The following is a 24,268-nucleotide window of genomic DNA, read 5'->3' on the forward strand; positions in this document are numbered from 1 at the left end:
GGGCGTGAACAGGATCGGCGTCGGCATCATCGGCAACGGGATGGCGACGCGGGTCTTCCATGCGCCTTACATTCAGGCCTGCGACGACCTTGAACTCAAGTCCATTGTCGATCGGAAGGCTGGCGCGGTTTCGCCGATCGAGGGCGCCCGGATCGTCCCGGATGTGGCCGCACTGTTGGCTGATCCGGCGATCGGCCTCGTCGTCATAGCGACCCCCAGCGGCACCCATGCCGCCCTGGCCCGGCAGGTGCTGGAGGCAGGGCGGCATGTCGTCGTCGAAAAGCCGTTCACGCTGGCCCTCTCCGAAGCGCGCGACCTTGCCGCGCTGGCGCGAGGCCGTGGCCTTACCCTCAGCGTCTTTCACAATCGCCGCTGGGATACCGACTTCCTCGCCGTGCGCTCCGCCCTCGAGGCGGGGCTGATCGGCCGTGTTGTCCATTTCGAATCGCACTTCGACCGTTTCCGCCCGCATGTACGCGAGCGGTGGCGCGAGGATGGTAGCCCTGGCTCGGGCGTCTGGTATGATCTTGGCCCGCACCTTATCGATCAGGCGCTCGTGCTGTTCGGCCGCCCCGATGCGGTAAGCGCGGATATTGCGGCTTTGCGCGAGGGCAGTGGTTCGCCGGATTATGCCCATGTCGTCCTGCGCTATCCGGGCAAGCGGGTGATCGTTCATGCGAGCATGCTCGTCGCGGGTGGAGAGCCGCGTTTTCGCGTTCATGGCACTGGCGGCAGTCTGATCAAGCAGAACCTCGACCCGCAGGAAGCGCAGTCGGTGGCCGGTCTGCGCCCCGGCGAGGCGGAGTGGGGCGTCGACCCCGACCCGCTCGTCCACCATGACGGGGAAGGCGGGGTACGTTCGATCCCTGCACCCAGAGGCTCGCAGGAGCGCTTCTACGCGATGATGGCGCAGGCGTGCCTCGGCACCGGCCCCACGCCTGCGGGGCTGGACGAGATCGTCTGCGTGCAGGAGGTGCTCGAAGCAGCGCTGGTCTCGGCCAAAGAGGGCCGAGTGGTGTCGCTGCTGCCCTGAGAAGGGCATCGGGCGAAGTTCCGTCGCTACCGGACCGTACGAAAAAACGCGCCTCCCCGCTGCAAAAATGCCGCTTTGCGCCGGGCATCGGCGCGGTACTCTCAGCCGGGACCAGCGCGCCGCCCATGCCCGCGCGGCTGCCTGAGGAGACGACATGCAACCGATCGCGCAGTTCATCGCGGGCCTGCCCAAGGCCGAGCTTCACGTTCATCTGGAAGGCACGCTGGAAGCGGAACTGAAGTTCGAACTGGCCGCGCGTAACAAGCTGGACCTACCTTACGCCGATGTCGCCGCGATGCGTGCAAGCTACGTCTACCACGACCTGCCGAGTTTCCTGACGATCTTCTACGAAGGCAGCGAGGTCCTGCTGCATGAAGCCGATTTCCGCGACCTGGTCTATGCGTACCTCAAGAAGGTCGCCTCCCAGAACGTGCTTTACGCCGAGATGTTCTTCGACCCCCAGCAGCATACCGATCGCGGGGTGCCCTTCGCCGTCGTCATTGAGGGCCTGACGCAGGGCCGGCTTGAGGCGGAGCGCGACTTCGGTATCCGCTCAAAGCTCATCATGTGTTTCGTGCGGGAACGCAGCGCGCAGAACGCGATGGCGGTGTTCGAGATGGCGCTGCCCTACAAGCACCTGATCGTGGGGCTTGGCCTCGATTCAGACGAGAAGGACAATCCGCCCGCCAAGTTCGCCGAAATTTTCCGGCGCGGCCGCGAGGAGGGGTTTCGCCTGACGATGCACTGCGACGTCGACCAGTTGAACACCCACGAACACATCCGCCAGGCCATCGAGGTTATCGGCGTCGAGCGGATCGACCACGGCGCCAACCTGCTCGACCGCCCGGAACTGATCGCAGCGGCGCGCGAGAAGGGCGTGTTCTTCACTGTCTGCCCCTTCGCCAACGAGATGATGCGTCCAGGCGAGAACCAGTCGATCGCGCGCAGGATGCTCGACCTTGGCCTCAGGCTGACGCTAAACTCTGACGACCCCGCCTACATGGAGGGCAAGTACATCAACGAGAATATGCTGATGGCCCACGAACTGGCCGATTTCGGCCCGGAAGACTTCATTGCCGTCAGCCGCAATGCCTTCGACGCGGCATGGATCGACGAGGATCTGCGAGACGAATTGCATGGGTGCCTCGAGGCTTACGCGCTGTCCAGCATTCAGCCAATGGCAGCGAGATAGACCGAGATCGTCGCGATCGACAGCACCGTCGAGACGAGAATCACCCGCGCCGTTATGCCTGCTTCGCGGCCGTAGAACTCGGCAAGCATGAAAGGGCCGGTGCCGGTTGGCAGCATCGCCAGCAGCACGGCGGCGTGGCGAGCCGGGGCAGAGAGCGGGAACAGAGTGGTCGCCAGCAGCCATGCGAGCGCTGGATGGACGACCAGCTTGAGGGCGACGAGCAGGCCGGTAAGGCGAGCGTCGCTGCGTTCCTCTGTCGGCCGCTTCTGCGCGAGGAACAAGCCCAGGCCCACCAGTGCGCAGGGCGAGGCAGCAGCCCCCAGCAGCTTGAGGAACACTCCGACCGGGTGCGGCACTGCAAGCCCGCCGGCGGGGAAGAACGCGGCAACCACGGGTGCGACAATGAGCGGGTTCTTCGCCAGCGACTTCGCCACTTTGGCCGCGACCTTGAGCGGATGGCTGCCGACATGGAGGCGAACCTCGATCATCACGATGGCGCCTGCAAAAAGTACGCAGGCGACGATGATCGTCGAGATCAGTGTCAGCGTATTGCTCGATGGTCCAAGCGCAGCCAGCAGCAGCGGGAAGCCGAGATAGCCGGTATTGGGATAGGCGCTCGCCAGCCCGAGCACCGGACCGTCGGCATCCAGCCCGGATTTGCGGGCATGCAGAAGGATGGTGAGGATAAAGACGACCATAGTACTGATCGTGAAGACGGCCACAAAGTGTAGCTGCCACAGGTCCTTCCAACTCGACCCGGCGACGATGTCGAACAGCAGCGCGGGCAGGGCGAGGTAAACCACGAAGCGATTGAGTTCGCTCGATGCTTGCGGGCCCATTACGCCGATGCGACGTACCAGCCACCCGGCGAAAATCAGCGCGAAAATGGGCAGGACGATCGCCAGGATCGAGGTCACTTGCGCACTCCCAAGCGTAAAACCGCTCGGCTATAGCCCTGGCCGAATGCGAGCGAGAGAAAATAGCGTCTTAAAGGGTGCGTGAAACGCAACCGGATATGCGAAGAGGGCGGCCCGGTCACGCGGGCCGCCCTCGGGGACGGAGCAGTCAGGACATGCGCACAAAGGGACCAGCGCGCATACCGTCCACCCGCCTTACGCTGCGGCGGTAGTATCTTCGCCGGCGTTGGTTTCCACCACGGTCAGGCGGTTGCCGCCGATGGCGATCTTCTTGGGCTTCATCGCTTCGGGAACTTCGCGCACAAGGTCGATCACCAGCAGGCCGTCGGCAAGCTCGGCGGCGTCCACGCGCACGTAGTCGGCCAGTTCGAAGCGGCGCTCGAAACCGCGCTGGGCAATGCCGACATGCAGGTATTCGCCTTCAGCAAGTTCGTCGGGCTTGTTGCCCTTGACCACCAGAAGATTGGCCTGCGCGGTGATGTCGATATCCGCCGGCTTGAAGCCTGCGATGGCCAGCGTGATTCGGTAGGCATCCGCGGCCCGGCGTTCGATGTTGAAGGGGGGGTACTTGTCGCCAGCCTGCGCGCGGCCCTGGTTCTCGATCATGTCGAACAGACGGTCGAAGCCGACCATGGTGCGGCGGTAGGGCGAAAAATCGATACGGTTCATGACAAAAATCCTCAAATGAGCAATCTTCGTAAAAGTAAGGCCCGGCAGCCCGGCGCCTCGTCGATGAGCCATCCCCATGGCGGGCCATGACTCGTGACACTAGATATGTTAGCGGCCCGCCCTTTCAAGGGTCGCACCTTGAACCAGAGCGTTCTTGAAGGAGTATCGCATGAGCAAGCCCAGGATCGAGATCTACACCAAGTGGGGCTGCCCCTACTGCGTCGCGGCCAAGGGCCTGCTCGACGGGAAGGGCGTGACTTACGAGGAATACGACGTGACGATGGGCGGCCCCAAGCGCGCCGAGATGGTGAGCCGCGTACCGGGCGCCGCCACGGTCCCGCAGGTGCTTGTGGACGACAAGGCCTATGGCGGCTTCGACGACATCAACGCGCTCGACCGCGAGGGCAAGCTCGACGCCATCCTCGGGCTTTGATGCAAATGACACGCGCCGCGCTGCTGCAGATGACCACGGGTATCGACCCGCAGGCCAACGCCGCCACGATCGCCAACGCGGTCGCAGAGGCGCGGGCGGGCGGGGCGGCGATGCTGTTCACGCCCGAGATGTCCGGCCTGCTCGACCGCAAGCGCGAGCGCGGGAAGCTGTCCATCCGCAGCGAGGCGGACGACGTGGTTCTTGCCGCCGTGCGGGCGGCGGCGCAGCGCGAGGGCATCTGGGTACACATCGGCTCGCTCGCCATCGAACGCGAGGACGGGAAGTGGGCCAACCGCGCCTTCGTGATCGACGACGAGGGCGAAATTCGCGCGCGCTACGACAAAATGCACATGTTCGACGTGGATCTTGCGACAGGCGAATCCTGGCGCGAATCGAACGCCTACACTGCTGGCGATGAAGTGCTGATGGTGGAGACGCCGCTCGGCCGTCTCGGCCTGGCGATCTGCTACGACGTGCGTTTCCCCGCGCTGTTCGAGGCGTTGGGCCGTGCCGGCTGCGATGTGATCGCGGTCCCCGCCGCCTTCACGGTGCCAACCGGCAAGGCTCACTGGCACCTCCTGCAGCGCGCCCGCGCAGTGGAGGCGAGCGCCTTTGTCCTTTCCGCGGCGCAGGTCGGCATCCATGAGGATGGGCGCGAGACCTATGGGCATTCGCTGGCCGTCGATCCCTGGGGTGAAGTGCTGCTCGACATGGGCGGCGCGGATGACGGGGGCAGCGCCGGACTCGCATTCGTCGATCTCGATCCCGAACGGATCGCGGCGGTAAGGGCGCAGTTGCCCAGCCTTGCCAATCGCCGCGCTATCCCCGCATGGCGTTCAGCATGATCGTCTACGACCTGGAATGCCGCGAGGGGCAGCATCGATTCGAGGGTTGGTTCAAGTCCTCGGACGATTTCACGCGTCAGCAGGAAAGGGGCTTCGTATCCTGTCCGCAGTGCGGATCGGGAGATGTCGGCAAGGCCGTGCAGGCCCCGCGCCTCGCCCGCAAGGGCAACCAGTTGGCAGAAGCACCGCCAGCGCGCCGCGAGCCGCCGGTTCCGGCCGTTCCCTCGCTTCAGGCGCCCGCACCTGTAGCCAACGCACCGCTACCGCCCCAAGCGATCCAGATGATGCAGGCGCTCGCGAAGATGCAGGCCGATGCGCTCAAGTCCTCGCGCAATGCTGGCGAGAGTTTCGTGAAGGAAGCGCGCGCCATGCATTACGGTGAGCGTGATACCGAGACGATCCACGGCCAGGCGACTTTGGGGGAAGCGAAGGAACTGCTGGAAGAAGGGATTGCGGTGATGCCGCTACCGTTTCCGGTGATACCGCCCGAACAGGCGAACTGAACCGCGCCGATCTCGCTTTCGCACGATTGCCAAGCCGCCGCACGCAAGCTAGGAGGCCACGGCGTGCACCCGTAGCTCAGCCGGATAGAGCACCAGATTCCTAATCTGGGGGCCATGGGTTCGAATCCCGTCGGGTGCACCAACTTTCCGGTATGAACAGCACGCTTGCCATGCTGCTTTGACCGAAGAAAATCCGCCTCAGTCATGATGAAGCCAGTCGACCCGGCGGGGCCGATAACAGAGGCTTGCGCGGGAGATGGTTGACAGAAACCAGCACATCGACCGAGCGAGCGCGCTAGGTTGATCTAGTTGAACGAATGGTCTCGCTCGGGCAGGGGCTGGCAAGTCAAACTGCGCCGGCGTTCCGGTATTCTGCCGCTCGATAATCGTAATCGTGCAAACCGGGGTGGCTTGAAGGCTTGCTTCGCTTCGAATTTCCGCCGGGCATTGCGCAAATTGCCCTTGCCACCCCAATCCAGGTTCCTGTCAGGCTGCCTTTGCCGCTGCTCGCGCGGCGAGCTTCTCTTCTTCGGTCCAGACTTTCCGCACGCGCTCTTTCTGCGGTTTGATTTTCTTGGCTGGTCCGCCTCCCAGAACGGGTGCGCGCATGGTCGAGTGCCGCGCGGTTTCCGAATGCCACTGGTGATCGGCCTGAACCGTCAGAGTTCGGCCGATTTCCCGCTCCACATCGTGCAGCCAGGCACGCTGTTCGGCATCGCACAGCGTGATGGCAAAGCCGCTGCGTCCGGCGCGGCCGGTGCGGCCGATGCGGTGGACATAGCTTTCCGGCAGGCTGGGGAGGTCGTGATTGAACACATGTGTCACCGTGTCGACGTCGATGCCGCGCGCGGCGATATCGGTCGCCACGAGAACCTGTACGGTCCCGGCGCGGAACGCGTCCAGCGCGCGCTCTCGTTGACCCTGCGACTTGTTGCCGTGCAGAGCCTCGGCGGTGATGCCGGCCTCGCTGATGAAAGCGCAGACTTCGTTGGCGATGTTCTTTTGCAGGGTGAAGACCACGGCCTGGCCGATGTCCTTTGCCTGAAGCAAAGTCAGCAGCGCCGTCTTCTTGTCGGCTGCATCGAGGAACATCACCGACTGCTCGATCCGATCGACGGTTGTAGAGGGAGGTGCGATCTCTACCTTTGCCGGATCGTTCAGAAGGCTGTCGGCCAGTGCGGCGATGGATTTCGGCATCGTTGCCGAAAACAGCAGCGTGTGCCGATCCTTCGGCAGCGCTTCGACAATGCGCTCGATCGGCTTGGCGAAGCCCATGTCCAGCATCTGGTCGGCCTCGTCCAGTACCAGCGCTTCCAGCGTCGACAGGTCGCAAAGGCCCTGTTCGATCAAATCCAGCAGACGCCCCGGCGTCGCCACGATGATGTCTACACCGGCCTTGAGTGCATTGACCTGGTGGAATTGGCTGACGCCGCCGAAGATTGTTGCCACTTGCGGCTGCAGATGGCGGCCGAAGCTCTCGAAGCCGGCGGCGATCTGGGAAACCAGTTCGCGCGTGGGAGCGAGGACAAGGACGCGGGCACCGCCCTCGGGCGCCGGGCGGGGATCCACGGCGAGGCGGTGCAGCAAGGGCAGCGCGAACGCGGCGGTTTTTCCAGTGCCCGTCTGCGCCATGCCGAGCATGTCACGCCCTTGCAGCAGCATCGGGATGGATTGGGCCTGGATGGGAGTAGGGCTGACATAGCCTTCCTCTGCTAGCGCCTGCAGCAATAACGGTGCCAAAGACAGATCGGCGAAAGTCATGTTCATCGTCACGCGGCGCCTCCAGCGCTGAGCAAGGCTGCGCCTGATAGGGCTTAGCGTATTGAGAGCGCGCGCTGTTAGGTGTGATGCTGCACCGCGTCAATGCGGAAAGCTGGAAGGGTTTTAATCCGGGACTAGGTATTTTCTGCCAGGGTCCGAAACGAGCGTTTAACCGTGCACCTCAGGCCGCAATCGACTTTCGGCCAAGCAGAACCGTGACCGCGCCCAGCAGCACGCCGGCGCCAAGGTGCCCCATGAAATCCATCGCCGACATCTCGATAGGGTGGCAAAAGGCCAGCAGAGCAAAAGACAGGAACGCGATCCCGGCTCCGGCCAGGGTCAGAGAGCGAACGGGCGTCAAAGACCGTGTCCGACGCAGCGCGAGGATTGTGACCAAGATCATCGGAATCCCCGCCGCCAGCACGAAGGTGAAGCAGTAGCTGCCGTGCCCTAGTTCGCCTCGTGGATGGCCCGAAATGCTGATGCTGTAGAGAGCCAGGCTCAGCCAGCTCGCCGCGCCTGCTACGATAAAAAGGTTGAGCCGTGCTGCACCGCCTGCCACGCTGACGGACAGCGCGGCGATAAAGGCAGCAAGACCGAGCATGAGGGAAAGAGCGATATTGGCGGCAGCAATCCCCGCCATTGGCCCCGCCCAGTCAGTCCCGGAGCGGTGGATGAACTGGGTCGCCAGATAGCCGGCGCCCAGCGCCACCGGCGCCCAGGCGAGAGCCCGCCGCCATGCCGGAGCCACGCGGCGGACGGGCGAGGCTTCGTGGCAAAGGGTGTCGATCAGGGCGTCATGATCAACCATGTGTCTGATCTCCATGTTCACGTAGTCTCAGGAACGCGCGGTGCAGCAGGGATTTCACGGCGGAAATGGAGAGCCGGCTTTCCTGCGCGGCGTCGTCCAGCGACATTTCCCGCAGCTTCACCATTTCCACCATCTGGCGCTGGCGTTCGGGCAAGATGCTCAACATTCCTGCCACCTCCCGCTCTGTGGCCATTGTCTCGAACGCGGATGATGCTCCGACATCGACGGCGGCGCCAAGCATGTCTTCATCGTTTACCTCCCGTCCGCGCGACCGGCCCTGCCTGCGCAGCGCATCAACAGCGCGGGCCGAAACGATGGCCGATACCCATGGCGACAACGGCAGTGCCGGGTCGTAGGTATGCCGCAGCCGGTGGATCGTCATCAGCACTTCCTGCACCACATCCTCGGCCAGAACGTCATCGAAGATCCGGCGTCGGACCCGCACGCGGACGACTGGCACCAGCGCGCGCAGCACCAGTCGGTAGGCGCGCTGGTCACCGTCCTGCGCCTGCGCCATCAGGCAAGGCCAGGCATGTTCCAGAGGCAGGTCGTCCGCCACGCGGGTGCTACGAAGCCTCTGGCGGCGACATTCGAAATAGCATCATTGCTTCGTCAAACCTTCTTGCCTGAGGCGGTTTTCAGGGCCGCAACAGCCGTCTTCGTGTCGAGCAGCTGCGGCAGGATTGCCGGATCGCCGCCCTTGGCCGGATAGACGAGGTAAAGCGGCAGCCCGGATCGTCCAAGTTCCATCATAGCCTGCTCGATCCGGGCATCATAGTTGGTCGAGTCCGCCACCATGTAAGTCGTGCCGGTCTCGGCGATGGCGGCCTTGAACGCAGCGGTGGAAAGCACGGCTTTCTCGTTCACCTTGCAGGTGAGGCACCATTCCGCTGAAAAGTCGACGAATACGGCGCGTCCCGCCGCACGCTCTTTGGCGACCGCTTCGGGCGACCACGGTACGGGCTTGATCTCGGCCGATGGCGTGGATGCTTCGGCGAGGGGAGCGGTAGCCGGCGCGCGCAGGGCGCTGCCGGGCGAGGCACAAAGTACCCCGATAGCCACTAAGCCGATGGCCGCCATGCCGTGCAGGGTCTTCGCGGGTCGGCCGGACATGCCGCGCCTTTGCGCAATGCCGAAGATCCAGCACGCGAAAGCCAGCAGCAGCGCGCAGCCGAGCATCAGGGCCAGGCCTGCGCTGCCCGTTTGCTGGGCCAGTACCCACAGCAGCCACGCGGCAGCGGCGAGCATCGGGAAGGCCAGCGCTTGCTTGAGTGTCGTCATCCATGCGCCGGGGCGCGGCAGCTGCCGGGCAAGTCCCGGGCTGAAGGACAGCAGCGTGAACGGCGCCGCGACGCCGGCGCCCAGCGCGGCAAAGATGGCGAGCGCGGACAAGGGGGGCTGCACCAGGGCAAAACCGATGGCTCCGGCCATGAAGGGGCCAGCGCAGGGCGTCGCCACCACAACCGCCAGCGCGCCGGTGAGTGCCGCGCCCAGGAGCCCGTCCCTGTCGTCCAGCGTCTGGCCCATGCGCTGCAGGCCAAGCCCGAATTCGAACAGGCCGGTAAGGTTGAGCGCGGAACCCAGCAGCACCAGGATCAGCAGGCCCACGACAAGCGGCGACTGGAGCTGGAAGCCCCAGCCCACCGCTTGTCCGCCGGCACGCAGCGCGATCAGAGTGCCGGCAAGCGCCAGCATCGCGAGCAGGGTGCCGGCGAAAAAGGCCGCCCCTTCCTGCCGCATGCGCTTCGGGTCACCCCCTTGCCGTGCCAGCCCGAACGCCTTGAGCGAAATGATCGGGAATACGCAGGGCATGAGGTTCAGGATCAGCCCGCCCAGAAAGGCGGACAACAGGGCAACAAGCATGATTAGGACTCACAGGGACTGGGGACGACCGAGAGCGACTGGCCGGATCAGCCGTGCTTGGCTTTCCATGCGCGCACCGCCGCCATCGTCTTCTCTATGTGCGCCTGGGGGTTCATGTCGGTATAGCTGAGCAGGATGGTGCCGTTGGGGGCGATCACGAACGAGGTACGGTTCGAAATCGTCTGCTTGGCGCCTTGCATCGTCGTGTCGAATTTCGCCGCGACTTTGGCGCCCGGATCGGCGGCTACGGCGAACTTGTTGCGGCATTCCGACTTCGAGAATTCTGCCACCCGCTCGACGTTGCCTGCGGTGACGCCGATGACGCTGGCACCCAGCTTGTTGAAGTTGCCCGTCGCCTCGGCGAACATATGCGCTTCCACTGTGCAGCCTGAGGTGAAGGCGGCGGGGAAGAAGTAGAGCACGACCGGGCCCTTTTTCAGTGCCTTTGCCAGTGACAGATTGAAGGACTTGCCGCCGAGCGCCGCATTCAGCGTGAAATCGGGTGCCTTGGCGCCTTGCGGCAGCGCTGCGAAACTCGGCGTGGGCACTGCCGCCATCAGCAGTCCACAGGCCAGCGACAGGGGGACATTCTTCCGGATTTTCATTGGCTCAGCTCCGACACGGATTGTAATGAAAGGCGCGCCGATCGGGTGCCTTCACAACCGTGTTCGCTGTCGCTCGGCAAAAAGTTGCGGTCCTGCATGAAAGGTCGCAATTTTTCTTGGAAATGGATTCCAGCGGGCGATAGCACTGAGCAATAGATCTGCAATGCCGATCTACTTGGTGGCGAGGTGGCGAGGTGGCGAGGCGAAAGAGGAGCTATTTCACCGAAATCTCCCCTTTCACGTCTGTGTGTGGCCGAATTCAGGTTTGAATCTCAGGTGCCGCAGCTGTGGGCGGCCGACAGCAGGGCGGCGATGGCGTCGTTGGCCGTGATCGTTGCATCGGAGGAAGACTTGCCGAGATAAGTGGCATAGTATCGCACCAGTTCGCGGCGGGCCGCGTCGATCTCGGCAAGGGACACGCGGTTCGGAGCGGCGGCATCTGGTGCGCCGGCGTGGTCCGTCCGCCCCAGGCGCGCGGCGCTGAGCGCATTCCCATAGGAACGGTAGGCGGCGAAGCGTATGGTTCCTTCGCATTTCGGCCAAGTGTCGTTGATCTTGCTGTCGAGAGCGCTCAACGCGGGCGCGGGAGGCAGGGTCTGTTCGCAGTCGCTGCGTAGCACGAAGTTGTCCATCGTCGAACCGAACACAGAATCGGTAGCCTCCAGCAGGGCAGGATGGCGCACGATCGCGGCGCATGGCAGGGTGCGGGTGATCACCGTGCCACTATCTTCAGGAAGATAAGGGCCGAGGACGTTGAGCAGCGCCGCGAAATGGCGGTCGGACAAGAAAATGTCCTCGATACGGGCAACGGTTGGCGCGCTTACCCCTGGGTTGGACAAGATCGACCAGCCGAACGACTGGTCTTCGTTTGTGCGAAGCTTGGTCAGGTAAGGCTGGAGCAGTGCCATGATGCGTTTCTTCTTGGCCATCCGTTCAGGCGCTGACCACTTTGCATTCACGGGCTCGCCGGCCCATAGCGCGGTTGCCTCCAGCACGGGCGCAAAGCCCGCATCGACGCGTCGCAGTATCGGCAGAGCCGTTTCCGGCGCCCGCATCAGGACGGCGGTGGCCAGTTCGCCGTTGCGGTTCCGGTAGATCGCAGCCAGGCACTTCGACATGAGCACCGTACCGACGGTTTTTTCGCAGTCCCGCATGTCCTTGAGGGTCTGGCGCTGGGTGACCAGTTCATTCGACGGGCCGGAGCCGAACGCACTTTGCCGGGCAAGGGCGAACAGCGCGGCCATATCGCGGTCGGCCGCCGCCAGCGCAGGATCGGCGCAGATCGCCTTTTCGACGGTGGATTGCGCGGATGCGCACGAAAAGCTGGGACTTGCCTTGTCGGCAGGGTCGGTTCGCGCCTGAGCCGGGCCTGCCGTGATGATTGCCAATCCCCAGATCATGGCAAGGTGCCTGCATACATTCATCGAGCTTCTCCGCTTTCAAACTTGTCCTCTTCAGGAGACTGTCAGCGCACCTCTCGCGCTAAGTGTCTCCATGATGCGCGCCGCTGCGAGTTCGGCGGGCTTCTCGACGCCCATCAGCGTGAACGTGCCGCCGAGCTGGAATGCGCAGTGTCCGTGTACTGCGGCGATCATGGAACTGGCGAGTGCCGAAGCATCTGCCCTTCCGTTGCCGGGAAGCACTGCTGCGACTTCGCGTGTGATGACGTCGGTGAGGTGTACCCGCTCGCTGGCCAAGGCTGTTTCCATGAGCATGCCTTCGGGGACGCGGAGTTCATCGATCGCCGCCCACAGGTTGCGATGTATCTGCGCGAAGTCGAAGTAGCCCTGCACCAAAACAAGGATGCGTTCGCGCCCCTTTGCGCCGTCCAGACGGTGTTCCAGCCATTCGGTCCACAGCCGGAACGTCCGCGCATTGATTTCCATGACAAGCCGGTCGACGTTGCCGAAGACGTGCATCACCGTGCCGACCGAATATCCGATGCGCTTGGCCACTTCGCGGGCGGAGAAGCGAGCATAGCCACCCTCGGCCATGATCTGCCGTCCGGTATCGAGGATCAACGCCTTGAGCTCATCGCGGCCGTGGTCGGATCGCCGTGCCACTGTTCAATCCGCCTTGCGCACAAACGGATAGCGCATCTGCGCAAGGTAGCCGGCGGGCACCGCTTCGGGCACGCCGTAGCCCAGCGGCCATTGGCCCTTGGGGAAGTAGTGGGTGCCGAACAGGCGGTCGAGCCAGGGGAAGTGGATGGCAAAGTTCTTGTCGATACCCTCCGCCTCCAGCGCATGATGCCAGTGGTGAAAGCGCGGCACCACGATGAAGCGGCCCAGCCGGTTGAAATTCCCGCGGATGTTGGCGTGAACCAGCGAGGAATAGACGTAGACCATGCCGATGTACGCCTGCATCACAGAGGGCAGGAAGCCCAGCGTCAGCAGCGGCAGCGAGGTAACCCCGCGCAGCAGCACGACTTCCACGAAATGCATGCGTCCACCCGCTAACCAGTCCATCGATCGCGCGGAATGATGCACTGCATGAAAACCCCACAGGAAGGGAATGCGGTGAAACAGCCGGTGGAACCAGTATTGCGCCAGATCGGTGAGGAACATCGCCAGCAGGAACTGCACCGCCCAGGGCAGCCCCGCGACTACGGCGCGGATGCCCGAAATTCCGGTGCCGTGGGTGTTCAGGTAGCTGGACGGCGCGAGCGCAAGGAACGTGATGAGCTGGACCAGCATCGAACTGATCAGGAAGTAGAACAGGTCTTCGCGCCATTCAGCGCGGAACAGGCGCTGTTTCGAGCGGTGCGGAACAAGGCGTTCCAGCGGGGCGAACATGAGGCCGGTGGCGATCAGGTTCACGGCAAAGAAGTCCACCCCGAAGAATATGCCCCAATCGTGCATCTCGCGCGGCTGCACCGAGGCGCCGCCCAGGATCGTGCCAGCCAGCGCCACGACCAGCGCGGTCAGGCCCAGCGCCTTGCGGGGGCGCAGCAGCAGGCTGAGCAGCGCCAGTGCATAGGCGCCCAGCAATGTGGCATGAACGACTATGCGAAAGACCGGTAAGCCAAGTACGCGCGCCAATTCGGGAGTAGAAAGCCAGTCGGGCCATCGCAGGGCTGCGACGAAGCACAGTCCGGCTGCAGCCAGCAGCAGCGCGAAGAATCCCGAAAACCAGCCCGTGCCGAAGCCGCGAGCTTCGATCGGCGCTTCAAGATCGCGCACCAGCCTTTTCAGATATCCCGACATGTTCATTCCCCAGAAGATCGAGGCACTTCTATCGGCGAAAAATAACGATGTCTAATTATTTATTAGACAGTGTTCGATTGGGCTGCCCAAGGGCGACAAACCTGATCTAGAGGGCATATCAGCGCGGAGGAACGCGGCGCTGTTTGCCATGACCGGGACTTTGCCGCGAAAGGGGCCGGATAGGGCCAACACTACGATCTCGTCGCTGAGCCTTGGGTAGCCGATGTGGGAAACACGTTCGGTGAAGGTAAGCCAGTCATCCAGGTCTTTCCTGTGCCGGGAAAGGGGCTTTCGGGTGCAGCGACGTTTCCGAACCACCGGGAAGCGGTGCGGCAGCACTGGTCCATGCGGCTCGAGCTTGCTATCCATGGCTGAAGATCATGGGAGATAGACGTGCCGTTGACCCTCTATGCCGCGACAATTCCATCGTATCTGCAAATTCTCGGCTCAGTCGAGCGGCTTGTTGGTACGGCAGAAGCCTATTGCGATGAAAAAGGTTGGTCTCCGGAAGCTCTCATCGATGCGCGGCTTGCTGACGACATGCAGCCTTTCGCGTATCAGGTAAAGTCCACGGCGGTCCATTCCTTAGGCGCGATCGAGGGCGTTCGCAGGGGTAGTTTTTCGCCCGACAGCTCGCCGTTGCCGACCACGTTCGAGGCGCTGCGCCAGCGGGTGGGCGAGACGATAGCCAACCTGCAAGCCATCGAGCCCGACGAGGTGGAGAGCTTTATCGGGCGGGACATACGCTTCACCTTCGGCGAGAGCCATATCGACTTTCTAGCCGAGGATTTCCTGCTGTCGTTCTCGCAGCCCAACTTCTATTTTCACGCGACGACCGCGTACGACATCCTGCGGATGAAGGGTGTGCAGATCGGCAAGCGCGATTTCAACGGACGGGTCCGCAAGAAAGCATGACCATCGGCCAGGTGCGACACTCGGGCGAGTGAGCGTGTGTGGCGACAATCAGCCCATCGGCAACCCATAGACCCAGCAGGGCTCCCGCACCAGCGACGCCCGCGGTTTCCCCGGAGCGCTCAACCAGGGCGGCGCACAGTGTCGCGAACGAATTTCCCGCCAGCATCTGCGCGATGGCGCTGCGCTCCACCATGTCAACGGTCCGAAAGCACGGCGTGAAGTCCTTCCGCCAGACCATCAGTGCGGCCCGTTCGGGCAGTCGCTGCGCCGGCGGGGGTGTATACCCCGCAACCAGGGCAGACCAGATCGCCGTAGCGTTCGTGAAGACGTCCAGCGTCGCCAGGGAAGGCGCGAATTCGATTCCGGCCCGATCCCAATCGACCTGGGCAATCGCTGCCGGCGTCAGGGGAGCGATACCGCACGCCGTGAAGGCCTGCGCCAATGCCCATTCGATTCGGGCGAGTTCCACTATCTCGGGATCGTCGGGATATAGTCACTCCAGTGTCTCGGGGAACCCTGTCGAATAGGCGTCCAGTGTCCAGTGCCGGGACGGTTTCGCGTCGATATGGGTGATCGCAGCCGCCAGGAATGCCTTGTCGCCCAGCCAGGAATGCACTCGCTCGAACGCTTCGGCGAGGCTCATGCCACCCTCCGACTCATCTCGCCGCCGATGGCGCGCGCGATGTCCAGTTCGGTGAGCAGGTCGCCCAGCGGAGGGATGGCGTCGTCCCGCTCGATCATCGTTTCTACCGGACCGAGGCGGGCCATGACCGCTTCGTACAGCCTCCATACCGACGGCGGGACGGGCTGGTCGTGCGTGTCGATCAACATCTGCGGGCCTGGGGTGTGTCCGGCCAGGTGGACCTGGCGCACGCGGTCTGCGGGGATGCCTGCGACATAGGCTTGTAGCGCTGCCCTCGAGCAACATGCAGGTGAGGTCCAATCAAAAAAAAACCTGCGGCGCCGAAGGCGGCTGAATAAGTGCCGGACACGCTTTGGAGCGAGGAGAACCGCCTCGCGGTGTTGCGTCGGCGGTAGATCCTCGCCCCGCCCCCCGGAGCCGGAGTTCGACGTTGCCATCGCTCTTTCAAAGATGATTTGTCGAACGCCGATTACCCTGATTAGGGTGCCCGCCGAGGAAGGCACCCACGGCTTAGAATTGCTGCGCAAACTCTATTCAGTGGCCGAACTGTCCGCAGTTCTCACGCAGATCATGCGCGGGAAGGCGACAACGGCTACATATTGCGATGAGGCGGGCTATCGATCGGCATGCTGCCTAATTCGATCGTGCACCGTGCGTAATCTGTCTGCATCTGTGGAACTCGCCAATTGAGATTGCGCTCTCGCCAGGGCGTCGTCGGCCTCCAACATGCAGTCTTGCCGTGCCCGTGGCTCGATGGCAGCAAGGGCCGCCAGAGACTTCTGCAGGCGGATGCCCAATTCGACGGTGGCCGACCCGTCACGCGCAAGGGGTCTGTAAAGGTCCTCCAGCAAGTCCGGGAATGCGAACGCGGGCACATGGACGCCAGGGAACGGATCGTCTCTTTCCTCGGGGTCGTGACGGAGAATGGCTGCCAGCACACGCGTGCCCGCTTCCAGCACCGCGATCGCCGTTCCCGGGTCGTTGACGGCGGGAGACAAGGCGCGCGAGCCGATCTCGGAAAGCACGACGAGCCCGAAACGCGGATCGTGGTCGAACGCGCGGTTGTTGGAAACGGTAAAAGCCTCACGGATGCGTCGCATCTGGCGATCATCCAATCGCACGGTCGTCCAGGCGATAACCCGTGCAGGATCGACGAACGTGCCAGGGAGAGCAGACAGCGTGATTTCGCCACCTATCTCCTTGGCGACCTCGGCGAGTTGGGGCGTGTCGACATGGGTGATCCTGCCAATGCCGTTATGGTGGATGCACGTTGCCCCCGAAGGAACGGCACGGCGCTCCTTCTCACCGAACCGAGGCCGCTGAGCCATCGCACGCACTGCCTGCGTGGCGGCGTGCTCCACACGTTCGATGGTGTCGCCGACCCGGCCAAAGCGCGTGATGTGCTCGATCCAGCGCAGGAACGTCACGACGATCAACGCAATCACAAGGATCGTGCCGGCGAAAAGGATCACGCGTCCTGTTTCGCCATAGAGCCCGGTCGACAGGGCGATGATCCCGACCACGGCGAAGAGGAAGCTGCCGAGAAACGTCGCGAGCGCATTCTGGGCGGTCGTATCGTCGATCAGCAGCTGGACGGCCCGCGGTGTGATGTTGCTCGTCGCCCCGGCATAGGCAGAAACCATTGCGGTCAGCGAAAACGTTGTCACGGCCAACATGCTCGAAGCGAGGACATTGAGAATATTGTCGACGGATTTGGCACCGACCTTACCTGCGAAATCGTAGGAAATCGTGTGCCCCAGCAGGGCTCCGGCCATGGCGAGGGCCACGGCGAAGACGCAGAACAGAGCGGCCCGGAACCACATGCGCCTTGTGAGCAGGCGCACGGCCCACTGCCATCGTTTCATTGGCTCTTTCCCGTCCGCCTGAAGGTCAAACGGGAAGCGACGGCGGGGCCTGATGTTCCATAGGTCGTTGAGCGCCGCAAAAGATCGAGCGAATCAGGTAAGCGCGTAAATCGCCGCGCACGTCGCCACGCCGACGATGATGTTCATTGGCAGGCCGATCTTGACGAAATCGGCAAAGCGGTAGTCGGCGGCGGCATAGACCATAGTGTTGGTCTGGTATCCTATGGGGGTCGCAAAGCTGGCGGAGGCAGCGAACATCACGGCGATCACGAGCGGGCGCGCATCGACGCCGCTTTGCCCGGCGATGCCGATCGCGATCGGGGTCATGATGACGGCTACCGCGTTGTTGGTGACCGTCTCGGTCAAGGCGGACGTAGCGGCGTAGATGGCAAAAATCAGTGCCAGAGGCGGTAGGCCGTCCATCCATGGCGAAAGGGTATCAACGATCAGCTTGACGCTTCCGGCTTTCTCTAGTCCGAGCCCGAATGCCAGCATCGCAAAGATCAGGACGATGACGTTGCCGTCGATGGCCGCCCACGCCTCTTCGGCATCCAGACATCTCGTCGCGAGCACGATGGCCACGCCAAGCAGCGCAAAGGCGTAGACCGGCATCACGTTGAACGCGGCGCCAAGGATGACAAGGGCCAGGGTCAGCGCGGCGATGGGCGCCCGGTGGCGGCGGTAGCGCCGCACCCCGCTGGTATCCTCGGCGATGAAATTGGCATTTTCCCGCAACTCCGAAGCCGCCTGGTCGTCTGCGGCGACCAGCAGGCTGTCGCCAGCCCGCAGACGCGCGTTTGCAAGGTCCGGCCCGGCGAGATGGCGCGGACGGCTAAGGCCAAGAACGCGCACGCCAAGGTTGGACAGGAAGGGTATCTCCCGCATCCGGCGACCGATCGCCGGGTGGGTTGGCGCCAGTGTGATCCCCACCATTCTTACAGCTTCGTCGCGTTCGTCATGGGCAAGCCTGATCGGTCGGCCGACATTCTGCAGCCCGACCATGAAATCGTGGGACCGCGCCAGAGCATCCAGTTCGTGAGCGCTCGTGGCCACAATGATTCGGTCGGACGATAGAATCTCCTCACCTGCCGACACGTTGCGAACGACCTGCGAGCCGCGCTTGATCCCGACCACCTTCACGGCGCCGCGCCGCAGAGCACCGAATTCGCTGAGCGGGCGGCCCGCGGCGCCGTGGAACGTCGGAAGGAGCTCAGTGATGTACTGGCGATCGCTATCCACATCGAGTTCGTCGTCGGGCCGGTTGGGCAGGAGTTTGGGTCCAAGCAGTAGAAGTGTGAGGCCGCCGCTCAGGAGGGCGACCGCACCCACGGCGGTGATTTCGAAAATGCCGAAAGGCGCAAGACCGCTTTCTTGGGCAACGCCGTCCACCAAAAGGTTGGTGGATGTACCGACGAGGGTCAGCGTGCCGCTCAGTATCGCGAGGTAGGACAGCGGGATCAGCAACCGGGTCGCGGCGATGCCCACGGTGCGGCCCAGCTTCTTGACCAGCGGGATCAGGACCATGACGACCGGCGTGTTGTTGATGAACGCCGGCGCGAGCATGGCCGTGCCCATCAGTTCGGCCACCGTTCGTCGCGGCCGCTCCCGCGCGCGGGCTATCATGAGGCTGGCCAATGCTTCGATCGCGCCCGTCCTGATCAAGGCGCCGGACAGGATGAAGAAGGCGGCGATCGTGATCGGCGCTGGATTGGAGAAGACGGTGAGAACGTCCGCTGGGGCCAAGATTCCGGTCCCGAGCATCAGTGCGGCGCCGATCAGGGCGATCACGACAGGCGGGAAGCGCTCGAGGGCGAAGGACACGAACAGCAGCACAACCATGACGAGGCCGACAAACGGCTTGGCGTCGTGCCAGATAGACATCAAACCGTCGGGGGACATCTTGGCTCCTTGCTAACCGTTGGGCGAGAGGTGAAACGCACGACCTGTGAGTGCGGCTTCAGGCCATCACCATACGCTTGCCGCAGCCTTTGACTTTTCCCGGTCCGCCAGGCGCAATACGGTATAGCCCAGAAGCCCCGAGAGCAGGGAGCCTGCCATGATCCCGATCTTTGCCTCGGACTGGAGGATAAGGTCTCCCGGAAAAGCAAGAAGCGCGATGAACAGGCTCATCGTGAAGCCAATCCCACATAGCAAGGCGATGCCGAACATTTGCAGCCGGCTCGCATGAGCGGGCGCATCCGCCAGGCCAAACCGGATGGCAGCCGCCGACATCCCAAAGACGCCCACCGGCTTGCCAAGCAGCAGGCCGAGCGCCACGCCAAGGGTTACCGGCGCCGCCAGCGCCTCAGCGGGCAACTTCAGCACGGGTACGCCAGCGTTGGCGAGCGCAAAGAGTGGCACGATCAGGAAGCCGACCGGCAGGTGGAGAAAATTCTCGAGCCGGTGAAGCGGGCTGGTCGCATCGACGTCGGACCGGCTCGGCGTAATCTCCATCGGGATTGTCAGCGCCAAGACGACGCCGGCCAGGGTCGCGTGAATTCCGGAGCGGAACACGAATACCCAAAGCAGCGCGCCCAGCAGGAGATAGGGCGTCAGGCTCCTCACTCGGAAGCGATTGAGCGCGACGAGCGCCGCCACTACTCCGCCCGCGCAGGCAAGGTCGACTACCGAAAGATCGGCGGTATAGAACATTGCGATGATGATCACCGCGCCTAGGTCGTCGATGATGGCGAGTGCGGCAAGGAAGATGCGCAGGGAGGCCGGAACCCGATTCCCCAACAGTGAGATGACCCCTAGCGCGAAAGCGATGTCGGTGGCGGCCGGGATCGCCCATCCGCGCGCCGTCGCGCCGGTATTGAAGGCATAGAACAGCAGCGCTGGCACCGCCATTCCTCCTGCGGCGGCGATCCCGGGCAGGATCCGACGCGACCACGTGGACAACTGGCCGTCGAGCATCTCGCGCTTGATCTCCAGCCCGACCAGCAGGAAAAAAACTGCCATCAGGGCATCGTTGATCCAGTGGGCCAGAGAAAGCGGCCCCAGATAGATGTGCAGAACCGCCTCGTATGTCCTCGCGAGCGGAGAGTTGGCGAGCACGAGCGCCACTGCTGCCGTAGCCATGAGAACAAGACCGGCGGAAGACTGGCTGTGCAAAAAGCGACGGATTGCGCTGATGCGCATGCGTGGGGTGATGGCCATTGGTGCTCCGGGCGAAGTTCATCATGCGCTGGCGGCCCGACCAACGCTACGATACCTGCCCGCCTCTGAAAACGAACACCCGAAGCTGCCTATCGCATTGGAGTGAGCATGCGGCAACCTTGAAGGATCATTCCGAGATGCGCCCGATGCCGGTCGAAAAGCGCCGGATTTCGCGACCGTTGTGTGGGATTGTGAAAACGCCGGTCGACCCCACGAACCGGATTTTTGACGATCGAAGCGACGGGTTTTCGATTTTCCCGCGTTCAAGAGCTGTCGCGCAGCAGCGTGGCATGTTCGATCAACCCTCACGAGGTGAAGTCATGAACGTCAAGAAGCTTTCGACACGCATGGGCGCGACCCTGATGGCCGCGACCATGATCGTCACTCCGGCCATGGCAGGGGTCAACGGACGGCAGGCGAACCAGCAGCAGCGCATTGCGCAAGGGTGGCGCTCGGGTGAGTTGACCGGGCGTGAGACGGCGCGACTGGAACGCCAGCAGCATCGCATCCACCGCACCGAACATCGCATGCGCGAGACCGGCGGGATGAACCCGCGCGAGCGTGCACGGCTGCATGCCCGTCAGGATCGGGCAAGCGCCAACATCCGCCATCAAAAGCATGACGGGTGGCGGCACTGATGCGCCGCCTGGCCATCCTTGCCCTCCCGGTCGCGCTGCTTCCTGTCGCAGCTCTGGCCGCTCCCGCGTCCGCCAAGGCCGAAGGCATTGGCAAGGTCGAGTTCCAGACCGCGCTGCGCAGCCGGATGATGCGGGCGGATACGGACGGTGACGGCCGTGTCAGCGCCGTTGAATGGTCCGCCGCCGCCAAGGCGCGGGGCAGGGGAGCAATGGCGGATCGCGCCTTCGCGCGAATGGACGCGGACGGCAGCGGCTTCCTTGAAGCCACGGAACTGGATGCGCTGGCAACGAAGCGGTTCGACCGGCAGGATGCCAACCACGACGGTCGCCTGTCGGCCGACGAGCGCAAGGCGATGATGGATGCCATGCGGGAGAAGGCTGGCGATTGAGCGGGATCGGCGACAGCCACGATCCGGATGCGGAACTCGTCCGGCGCGTCGTGCAAGGCGATGCGGCAGCGGCGCGGCGCATGGTCGCGGCCAAGCTGCCCCGCCTGCTCGCGCTGGGGACCCGCATCTTGGGCGATGTGGCTGCGGCGGAGGAGATCGCGCAGGAAAGTCTGCTGCGATCATGGCGGCAGGCGCCGGGCTGGCGCTTCGGTGCAGCGCGGTTCGATACCTGGCTCCATCAGGTGGCGCTCAACTTGTGCCGCGACCGGCTGCGCAAGCGGAGGCGCGAGACGCTGACCCCGGAGCCGCCCGAGCGTATCGACCCGGCACCGCTGCCGGATCAGGCGCTGGCGAGCATGGACGAAAACCGGCGTATCGAACGCGCGCTGCAGGCGCTGCCGCCGCGCCAGCGCGAGGCGATCGTGCTGCAGTATTATCAGGAACTCTCGAACGCGGATGCGGCGGCCTTAATGGAGATAAGCGTGGAAGCTCTGGAAAGCCTGCTGTCGCGCGCCCGGCGCGCCTTGCGCGAACTCTTGCTGGAAACGGACGATGACGCCTGAACGCCTGTCACGCATATTGGCCGCCTACGGCTCCAGCCCCGAGCGCTGGCCCGGCGATGAGCGGGAGGCGGCCACGCGGCTGCTGGCGCAGGTTCCCGATGCGCAAGCTCGCGCGCGAGAGGAACAGGCGCTTGATGCTCTGCTGGCGCGACATCGCATCCCCGCCCCTCACGCAGCGCTGGTCGGGCGGACGCTGGCGGCATTCGCGCCGGTTTCCGGGCTTTCGGTTCTGCGCAGCTGGTGGGCGCGGCTGGCCCTGGCGGGCGCGGCGATTGCTGGCATTGCTGCAGGCATGCTGACGCTCGACGTGCAGCATGGACGTGTGGCGAACCGGCAGATGCTGGCCTTATCCGACGATCAGGACACGATCTTCGCATCGCTCGATACCGGCGAGGTCACGCCATGAAAGGGCGCGGTTTCCAGATCCTGCTGGTCTGCTCGCTGGTCCTCAACGTATTCATGATCGGCGGGCTGGTCGGCGCGGGTGTCATGTGGCAGCGCGCCGAGGTGCAGCCTCCGGTGAACGGCCTGGGCCGCGCCGGGCGCCTGCGCATGGCGGCCCAGGACCTGCCTCAACCCTATCGCCGAGACCTGCGCCGCACGGTGGTGGAAACCATGCGCACGCTCAAGCCCCAGCTCGGCGAGGCGCGCGCGGCCCGGCGGGAGGCGGCCCGGCTTCTTGCACAGCCCACGCTCGACCAGGCTGCGCTGGATGCCACGCTGGCGCGCGGCCGCGCCGCAGACAGCGCCGTACGCACCCGCTTGGAGGCAAGCATCGCCGGTTTCGCTGCTGGATTGCCGCAGCAAGAGCGCTTGCGGCTGCTCGAGGCGTTGACACGCCAGCAGCCGCGATCGCCCGGACACGAGAAGCGGCCATGACCATTGCCATCGCGCTTAACCGCTTTGGACTCGGCGCACGTCCCGACGAGACCTTGTCGCGCGACCCGAAGGGCTTCCTGCTCGACCAATTCGGCCGTTACGAGGCACTCCCTCCGGCCTGGGCGACCTTGCCGGGCAGCCAGGCGATCGCGGCCGGCTATATCGCCGAGCGACAGGAGGTGCGATCGACGCAGGGCGACGCCAAGCAACGCGCCCGCATCGACCTGCGCAAGGATGGCCGCGATATCCTGCGCGTTGCCGCGAATGCCCGCGCGGTCAGCGCGCTGACGACGCCGACCCCATTCGTCGAGCGGCTGGTGCATTTCTGGTCGAACCATTTCGCGATCTCGGCTGACAAGCAGACGGTGATCCCCTTCGCTGGCGCATTCGAGGCCGAGGCGATCCGTCCGCACGTGCTGGGCCGGTTCGAGGACATGCTGCTCGCGGTAGAGCGGCATCCGGCGATGCAACTCTTTCTGGATCAGGCGCAGTCGGTTGGCCCCGGCAGCGCGTTCGCTCGCCGTGCGACTAGCCGCGATCCGAAGAAGGCGCCCGGGCTCAACGAGAACCTCGCGCGCGAGATCATGGAGCTTCACACGCTGGGCGCCCGTACCGGATACACCCAGGCCGACATAACCGAGTTCGCCCGTGCTCTCACGGGATGGAGCAGCGTCGGGCTGGGCCGGGGCGGCAAGGTGCGCGCGGGGGCCGGGGATCCGGGCAGCTTCGTGTTCAGGCCAATGCTGCACGAACCCGGGACGCGCACGATCATGGGCCGCAGTTACGCCCAGCAAGGCGAGGGGCAGCCACTGGCGATCCTTGGCGAACTTGCCGCCGCGCACTCCACGGCCGACCACATTGCGACGAAGCTGGCGCGGCATTTCGTTGCGGACGAACCGCCACCTGCATTGGTCGCCCGTCTCTCCGCTGCGTTTCGCGAAAGCAGTGGCGACTTGCCGGCCGTCTATCGTGCGCTGGTGGTAGCGCCTGAAAGCTGGGCGCCCACCCTGGCGAAGTTCAAGACGCCGTGGGAATGGCTGATCTCCTCGATGCGCGGCCTGGGTATGAGTGATGCCAACGAGATTCAGGTCGCGGGCGTTATGCAGCAACTGGGGCAGCCGGTGTGGCGCCCCGGATCGCCCGCCGGGTTCGACGACGTGGCGGCCAGTTGGGCCGCGCCCGATGCGCTCGTGCGCCGCGTCGAAATGGCGCAGCGCCTGACGGTGCGCGCAACTGGAGCAATCGATCCACGCGAACTGGCGCCAAAACTTCTGCCCGGAAACCTGGCCCCCGCGACGGCGCAAGCGATCGCGCGGGCGGAAAGCCTGCCGACCGGCCTGGCGCTGCTGCTGGTATCGCCGGAATTCCTGAGGAGGTGA

27 protein-coding genes, 1 tRNA gene and 1 pseudogene are annotated in these 24,268 nt (G+C 64.1%); 13 read left to right on the plus strand and 16 right to left on the minus strand.

Going from position 1 to position 24,268, the window contains the following annotated elements; all coding sequences use genetic code 11:
- Positions 1-4: 4 nt before the first annotated feature.
- Both V474_RS03205 and add read left to right on the plus strand, forming a co-directional pair.
- Positions 5-1,033, plus strand: a complete 1,029-nt coding sequence (locus V474_RS03205; RefSeq protein ID WP_082699629.1) for an oxidoreductase — start codon at positions 5-7, stop codon at positions 1,031-1,033.
- A 154-nt stretch (positions 1,034-1,187) separates the two neighbouring features.
- The gene (gene add, locus V474_RS03210) at positions 1,188-2,225 is read left to right on the plus strand and encodes an adenosine deaminase (protein ID WP_059150081.1); all 1,038 of its coding nucleotides are present in this window, start codon (positions 1,188-1,190) and stop codon (positions 2,223-2,225) included.
- On the opposite strand, the gene V474_RS03215 is transcribed toward add, so the two are convergent.
- Both V474_RS03215 and V474_RS03220 read right to left on the minus strand, forming a co-directional pair.
- The gene (locus V474_RS03215) at positions 2,204-3,142 is read right to left on the minus strand and encodes an AEC family transporter (protein WP_059150082.1); all 939 of its coding nucleotides are present in this window, start codon (positions 3,140-3,142) and stop codon (positions 2,204-2,206) included. The two genes, add and V474_RS03215, sit on opposite strands and share 22 nt — an antisense overlap.
- Positions 3,143-3,337: 195 nt before the next feature.
- The gene (locus tag V474_RS03220) at positions 3,338-3,811 is read right to left on the minus strand and encodes an Hsp20 family protein (protein WP_059150083.1); all 474 of its coding nucleotides are present in this window, start codon (positions 3,809-3,811) and stop codon (positions 3,338-3,340) included.
- 169 nt (positions 3,812-3,980) lie between these two features.
- Between V474_RS03220 and grxC the strand changes: the two genes are divergently transcribed.
- The 4 genes from grxC (at position 3,981) to V474_RS03240 (ending at position 5,734) form a co-directional block, all read left to right on the plus strand.
- Positions 3,981-4,244 carry a glutaredoxin 3 gene (gene grxC, locus V474_RS03225; protein WP_059150084.1) on the plus strand — a complete coding sequence of 88 codons (264 nt, stop codon included), beginning with the start codon at positions 3,981-3,983 and terminating at the stop codon, positions 4,242-4,244.
- A gap of 5 nt (positions 4,245-4,249) precedes the next feature.
- On the plus strand, positions 4,250-5,089 hold the full coding sequence (locus tag V474_RS03230; protein ID WP_059150751.1) for a carbon-nitrogen hydrolase family protein: 840 nt from the start codon (positions 4,250-4,252) through the stop codon (positions 5,087-5,089).
- On the plus strand, positions 5,086-5,592 hold the full coding sequence (locus tag V474_RS03235) for a DUF1178 family protein (protein ID WP_059150752.1): 507 nt from the start codon (positions 5,086-5,088) through the stop codon (positions 5,590-5,592). Before V474_RS03230 ends, V474_RS03235 begins: the two co-directional genes overlap by 4 nt.
- A 65-nt stretch (positions 5,593-5,657) precedes the next feature.
- Positions 5,658-5,734, plus strand: a tRNA-Arg gene (locus tag V474_RS03240).
- A gap of 344 nt (positions 5,735-6,078) precedes the next feature.
- Here the strand turns inward: V474_RS03240 and V474_RS03245 are convergent.
- From V474_RS03245 to V474_RS03280, 8 genes are all read right to left on the minus strand, one after another.
- The gene (locus V474_RS03245) at positions 6,079-7,353 is read right to left on the minus strand and encodes a DEAD/DEAH box helicase (RefSeq protein WP_236710583.1); all 1,275 of its coding nucleotides are present in this window, start codon (positions 7,351-7,353) and stop codon (positions 6,079-6,081) included.
- Between the two features lie 181 nt (positions 7,354-7,534).
- Complete coding sequence (locus V474_RS03250) at positions 7,535-8,164, minus strand: NrsF family protein (RefSeq protein WP_059150086.1); 630 nt, start codon at positions 8,162-8,164, stop codon at positions 7,535-7,537.
- Positions 8,157-8,723 (minus strand): sigma-70 family RNA polymerase sigma factor, encoded by a 567-nt coding sequence (locus V474_RS03255; protein WP_201785985.1) that lies wholly within the window; start codon positions 8,721-8,723, stop codon positions 8,157-8,159. Before V474_RS03255 ends, V474_RS03250 begins: the two co-directional genes overlap by 8 nt.
- 53 nt (positions 8,724-8,776) lie before the next feature.
- Positions 8,777-10,027 (minus strand): protein-disulfide reductase DsbD family protein, encoded by a 1,251-nt coding sequence (locus tag V474_RS03260; protein WP_059150087.1) that lies wholly within the window; start codon positions 10,025-10,027, stop codon positions 8,777-8,779.
- A 47-nt stretch (positions 10,028-10,074) separates the two neighbouring features.
- Positions 10,075-10,632 carry a peroxiredoxin gene (locus V474_RS03265; protein ID WP_059150088.1) on the minus strand — a complete coding sequence of 186 codons (558 nt, stop codon included), beginning with the start codon at positions 10,630-10,632 and terminating at the stop codon, positions 10,075-10,077.
- 272 nt (positions 10,633-10,904) lie between these two features.
- Entirely contained in the window at positions 10,905-12,056 is a 1,152-nt protein-coding gene (locus V474_RS03270) for a lysozyme inhibitor LprI family protein (RefSeq protein ID WP_059150089.1), read from the minus strand.
- 30 nt (positions 12,057-12,086) lie between these two features.
- Positions 12,087-12,695 (minus strand): TetR/AcrR family transcriptional regulator, encoded by a 609-nt coding sequence (locus V474_RS03275; protein ID WP_059150090.1) that lies wholly within the window; start codon positions 12,693-12,695, stop codon positions 12,087-12,089.
- A 3-nt stretch (positions 12,696-12,698) separates the two neighbouring features.
- Positions 12,699-13,838 carry a sterol desaturase family protein gene (locus V474_RS03280; RefSeq protein WP_059150091.1) on the minus strand — a complete coding sequence of 380 codons (1,140 nt, stop codon included), beginning with the start codon at positions 13,836-13,838 and terminating at the stop codon, positions 12,699-12,701.
- Between the two features lie 393 nt (positions 13,839-14,231).
- Between V474_RS03280 and V474_RS03285 the strand changes: the two genes are divergently transcribed.
- On the plus strand, positions 14,232-14,753 hold the full coding sequence (locus tag V474_RS03285; RefSeq protein ID WP_059150092.1) for a DUF1993 domain-containing protein: 522 nt from the start codon (positions 14,232-14,234) through the stop codon (positions 14,751-14,753).
- Here the strand turns inward: V474_RS03285 and V474_RS03290 are convergent.
- The 6 genes and pseudogenes from V474_RS03290 to nhaA form a co-directional block, all read right to left on the minus strand.
- On the minus strand, positions 14,725-15,222 hold the full coding sequence (locus V474_RS03290; protein ID WP_059150093.1) for a hypothetical protein: 498 nt from the start codon (positions 15,220-15,222) through the stop codon (positions 14,725-14,727). The two genes, V474_RS03285 and V474_RS03290, sit on opposite strands and share 29 nt — an antisense overlap.
- Positions 15,223-15,246: 24 nt before the next feature.
- Entirely contained in the window at positions 15,247-15,396 is a 150-nt protein-coding gene (locus V474_RS24770; protein ID WP_082699577.1) for an HvfC/BufC family peptide modification chaperone, read from the minus strand.
- Positions 15,393-15,659 (minus strand): annotated as a pseudogene (locus V474_RS26475) (multinuclear nonheme iron-dependent oxidase); the annotation flags it as partial. The gene V474_RS24770 and the pseudogene V474_RS26475, both read right to left, overlap by 4 nt.
- A 351-nt stretch (positions 15,660-16,010) precedes the next feature.
- Positions 16,011-17,261 carry a DUF2254 domain-containing protein gene (locus tag V474_RS03300; RefSeq protein ID WP_059150095.1) on the minus strand — a complete coding sequence of 417 codons (1,251 nt, stop codon included), beginning with the start codon at positions 17,259-17,261 and terminating at the stop codon, positions 16,011-16,013.
- A 93-nt stretch (positions 17,262-17,354) separates the two neighbouring features.
- Positions 17,355-19,160: an SLC13 family permease gene (locus tag V474_RS03305; protein ID WP_236710586.1), complete on the minus strand. Its 1,806-nt coding sequence runs from the start codon at positions 19,158-19,160 to the stop codon at positions 17,355-17,357.
- 66 nt (positions 19,161-19,226) lie between these two features.
- The gene (nhaA, locus tag V474_RS03310) at positions 19,227-20,420 is read right to left on the minus strand and encodes a Na+/H+ antiporter NhaA (protein WP_059150096.1); all 1,194 of its coding nucleotides are present in this window, start codon (positions 20,418-20,420) and stop codon (positions 19,227-19,229) included.
- Positions 20,421-20,422: 2 nt separating this feature from the next.
- Between nhaA and V474_RS25455 the strand changes: the two genes are divergently transcribed.
- The 6 genes from V474_RS25455 to V474_RS03340 are packed head-to-tail and all read left to right on the plus strand — an operon-like array spanning position 20,423 to position 24,268.
- On the plus strand, positions 20,423-21,058 hold the full coding sequence (locus V474_RS25455; protein WP_148649271.1) for a hypothetical protein: 636 nt from the start codon (positions 20,423-20,425) through the stop codon (positions 21,056-21,058).
- Positions 21,058-21,447 carry an EF-hand domain-containing protein gene (locus V474_RS03320; protein WP_148649272.1) on the plus strand — a complete coding sequence of 130 codons (390 nt, stop codon included), beginning with the start codon at positions 21,058-21,060 and terminating at the stop codon, positions 21,445-21,447. Before V474_RS25455 ends, V474_RS03320 begins: the two co-directional genes overlap by 1 nt.
- On the plus strand, positions 21,444-22,010 hold the full coding sequence (locus tag V474_RS03325) for an RNA polymerase sigma factor (RefSeq protein ID WP_236710590.1): 567 nt from the start codon (positions 21,444-21,446) through the stop codon (positions 22,008-22,010). The genes V474_RS03320 and V474_RS03325 overlap by 4 nt, the downstream gene beginning before the upstream one ends.
- Complete coding sequence (locus V474_RS03330) at positions 22,000-22,416, plus strand: hypothetical protein (RefSeq protein ID WP_059150099.1); 417 nt, start codon at positions 22,000-22,002, stop codon at positions 22,414-22,416. Before V474_RS03325 ends, V474_RS03330 begins: the two co-directional genes overlap by 11 nt.
- The gene (locus V474_RS03335) at positions 22,413-22,889 is read left to right on the plus strand and encodes a periplasmic heavy metal sensor (protein ID WP_059150100.1); all 477 of its coding nucleotides are present in this window, start codon (positions 22,413-22,415) and stop codon (positions 22,887-22,889) included. The genes V474_RS03330 and V474_RS03335 overlap by 4 nt, the downstream gene beginning before the upstream one ends.
- On the plus strand, positions 22,886-24,268 hold the full coding sequence (locus V474_RS03340) for a DUF1800 domain-containing protein (protein WP_059150101.1): 1,383 nt from the start codon (positions 22,886-22,888) through the stop codon (positions 24,266-24,268). Before V474_RS03335 ends, V474_RS03340 begins: the two co-directional genes overlap by 4 nt.

It is taken from the genome of Novosphingobium barchaimii LL02, from assembly GCF_001046635.1.
Classification (GTDB): Bacteria; Pseudomonadota; Alphaproteobacteria; order Sphingomonadales; family Sphingomonadaceae; genus Novosphingobium; species Novosphingobium barchaimii.

Bases quoted from the DNA above. Each gene is read 5' to 3' on its own strand.
- add (WP_059150081.1), top strand. From the start codon at position 1,188: ATGCAACCGATCGCGCAGTTCATCGCGGGCCTGCCCAAGGCCGAGCTT.
- V474_RS03220 (WP_059150083.1), bottom strand. From the start codon at position 3,811: ATGAACCGTATCGATTTTTCGCCCTACCGCCGCACCATGGTCGGCTTC.
- grxC (WP_059150084.1), top strand. From the start codon at position 3,981: ATGAGCAAGCCCAGGATCGAGATCTACACCAAGTGGGGCTGCCCCTAC.
- V474_RS03230 (WP_059150751.1), top strand. From the start codon at position 4,250: ATGACACGCGCCGCGCTGCTGCAGATGACCACGGGTATCGACCCGCAG.
- V474_RS03235 (WP_059150752.1), top strand. From the start codon at position 5,086: ATGATCGTCTACGACCTGGAATGCCGCGAGGGGCAGCATCGATTCGAG.
- V474_RS03245 (WP_236710583.1), bottom strand. From the start codon at position 7,353: ATGACTTTCGCCGATCTGTCTTTGGCACCGTTATTGCTGCAGGCGCTA.
- V474_RS03250 (WP_059150086.1), bottom strand. From the start codon at position 8,164: ATGGTTGATCATGACGCCCTGATCGACACCCTTTGCCACGAAGCCTCG.
- V474_RS03260 (WP_059150087.1), bottom strand. From the start codon at position 10,027: ATGCTTGTTGCCCTGTTGTCCGCCTTTCTGGGCGGGCTGATCCTGAAC.
- V474_RS03265 (WP_059150088.1), bottom strand. From the start codon at position 10,632: ATGAAAATCCGGAAGAATGTCCCCCTGTCGCTGGCCTGTGGACTGCTG.
- V474_RS03270 (WP_059150089.1), bottom strand. From the start codon at position 12,056: ATGAATGTATGCAGGCACCTTGCCATGATCTGGGGATTGGCAATCATC.
- V474_RS03280 (WP_059150091.1), bottom strand. From the start codon at position 13,838: ATGTCGGGATATCTGAAAAGGCTGGTGCGCGATCTTGAAGCGCCGATC.
- V474_RS24770 (WP_082699577.1), bottom strand. From the start codon at position 15,396: ATGAGCCTCGCCGAAGCGTTCGAGCGAGTGCATTCCTGGCTGGGCGAC.
- V474_RS03300 (WP_059150095.1), bottom strand. From the start codon at position 17,261: ATGAAACGATGGCAGTGGGCCGTGCGCCTGCTCACAAGGCGCATGTGG.
- V474_RS03305 (WP_236710586.1), bottom strand. From the start codon at position 19,160: ATGTCCCCCGACGGTTTGATGTCTATCTGGCACGACGCCAAGCCGTTT.
- nhaA (WP_059150096.1), bottom strand. From the start codon at position 20,420: ATGGCCATCACCCCACGCATGCGCATCAGCGCAATCCGTCGCTTTTTG.
- V474_RS03320 (WP_148649272.1), top strand. From the start codon at position 21,058: ATGCGCCGCCTGGCCATCCTTGCCCTCCCGGTCGCGCTGCTTCCTGTC.
- V474_RS03330 (WP_059150099.1), top strand. From the start codon at position 22,000: ATGACGCCTGAACGCCTGTCACGCATATTGGCCGCCTACGGCTCCAGC.
- V474_RS03335 (WP_059150100.1), top strand. From the start codon at position 22,413: ATGAAAGGGCGCGGTTTCCAGATCCTGCTGGTCTGCTCGCTGGTCCTC.
- V474_RS03340 (WP_059150101.1), top strand. From the start codon at position 22,886: ATGACCATTGCCATCGCGCTTAACCGCTTTGGACTCGGCGCACGTCCC.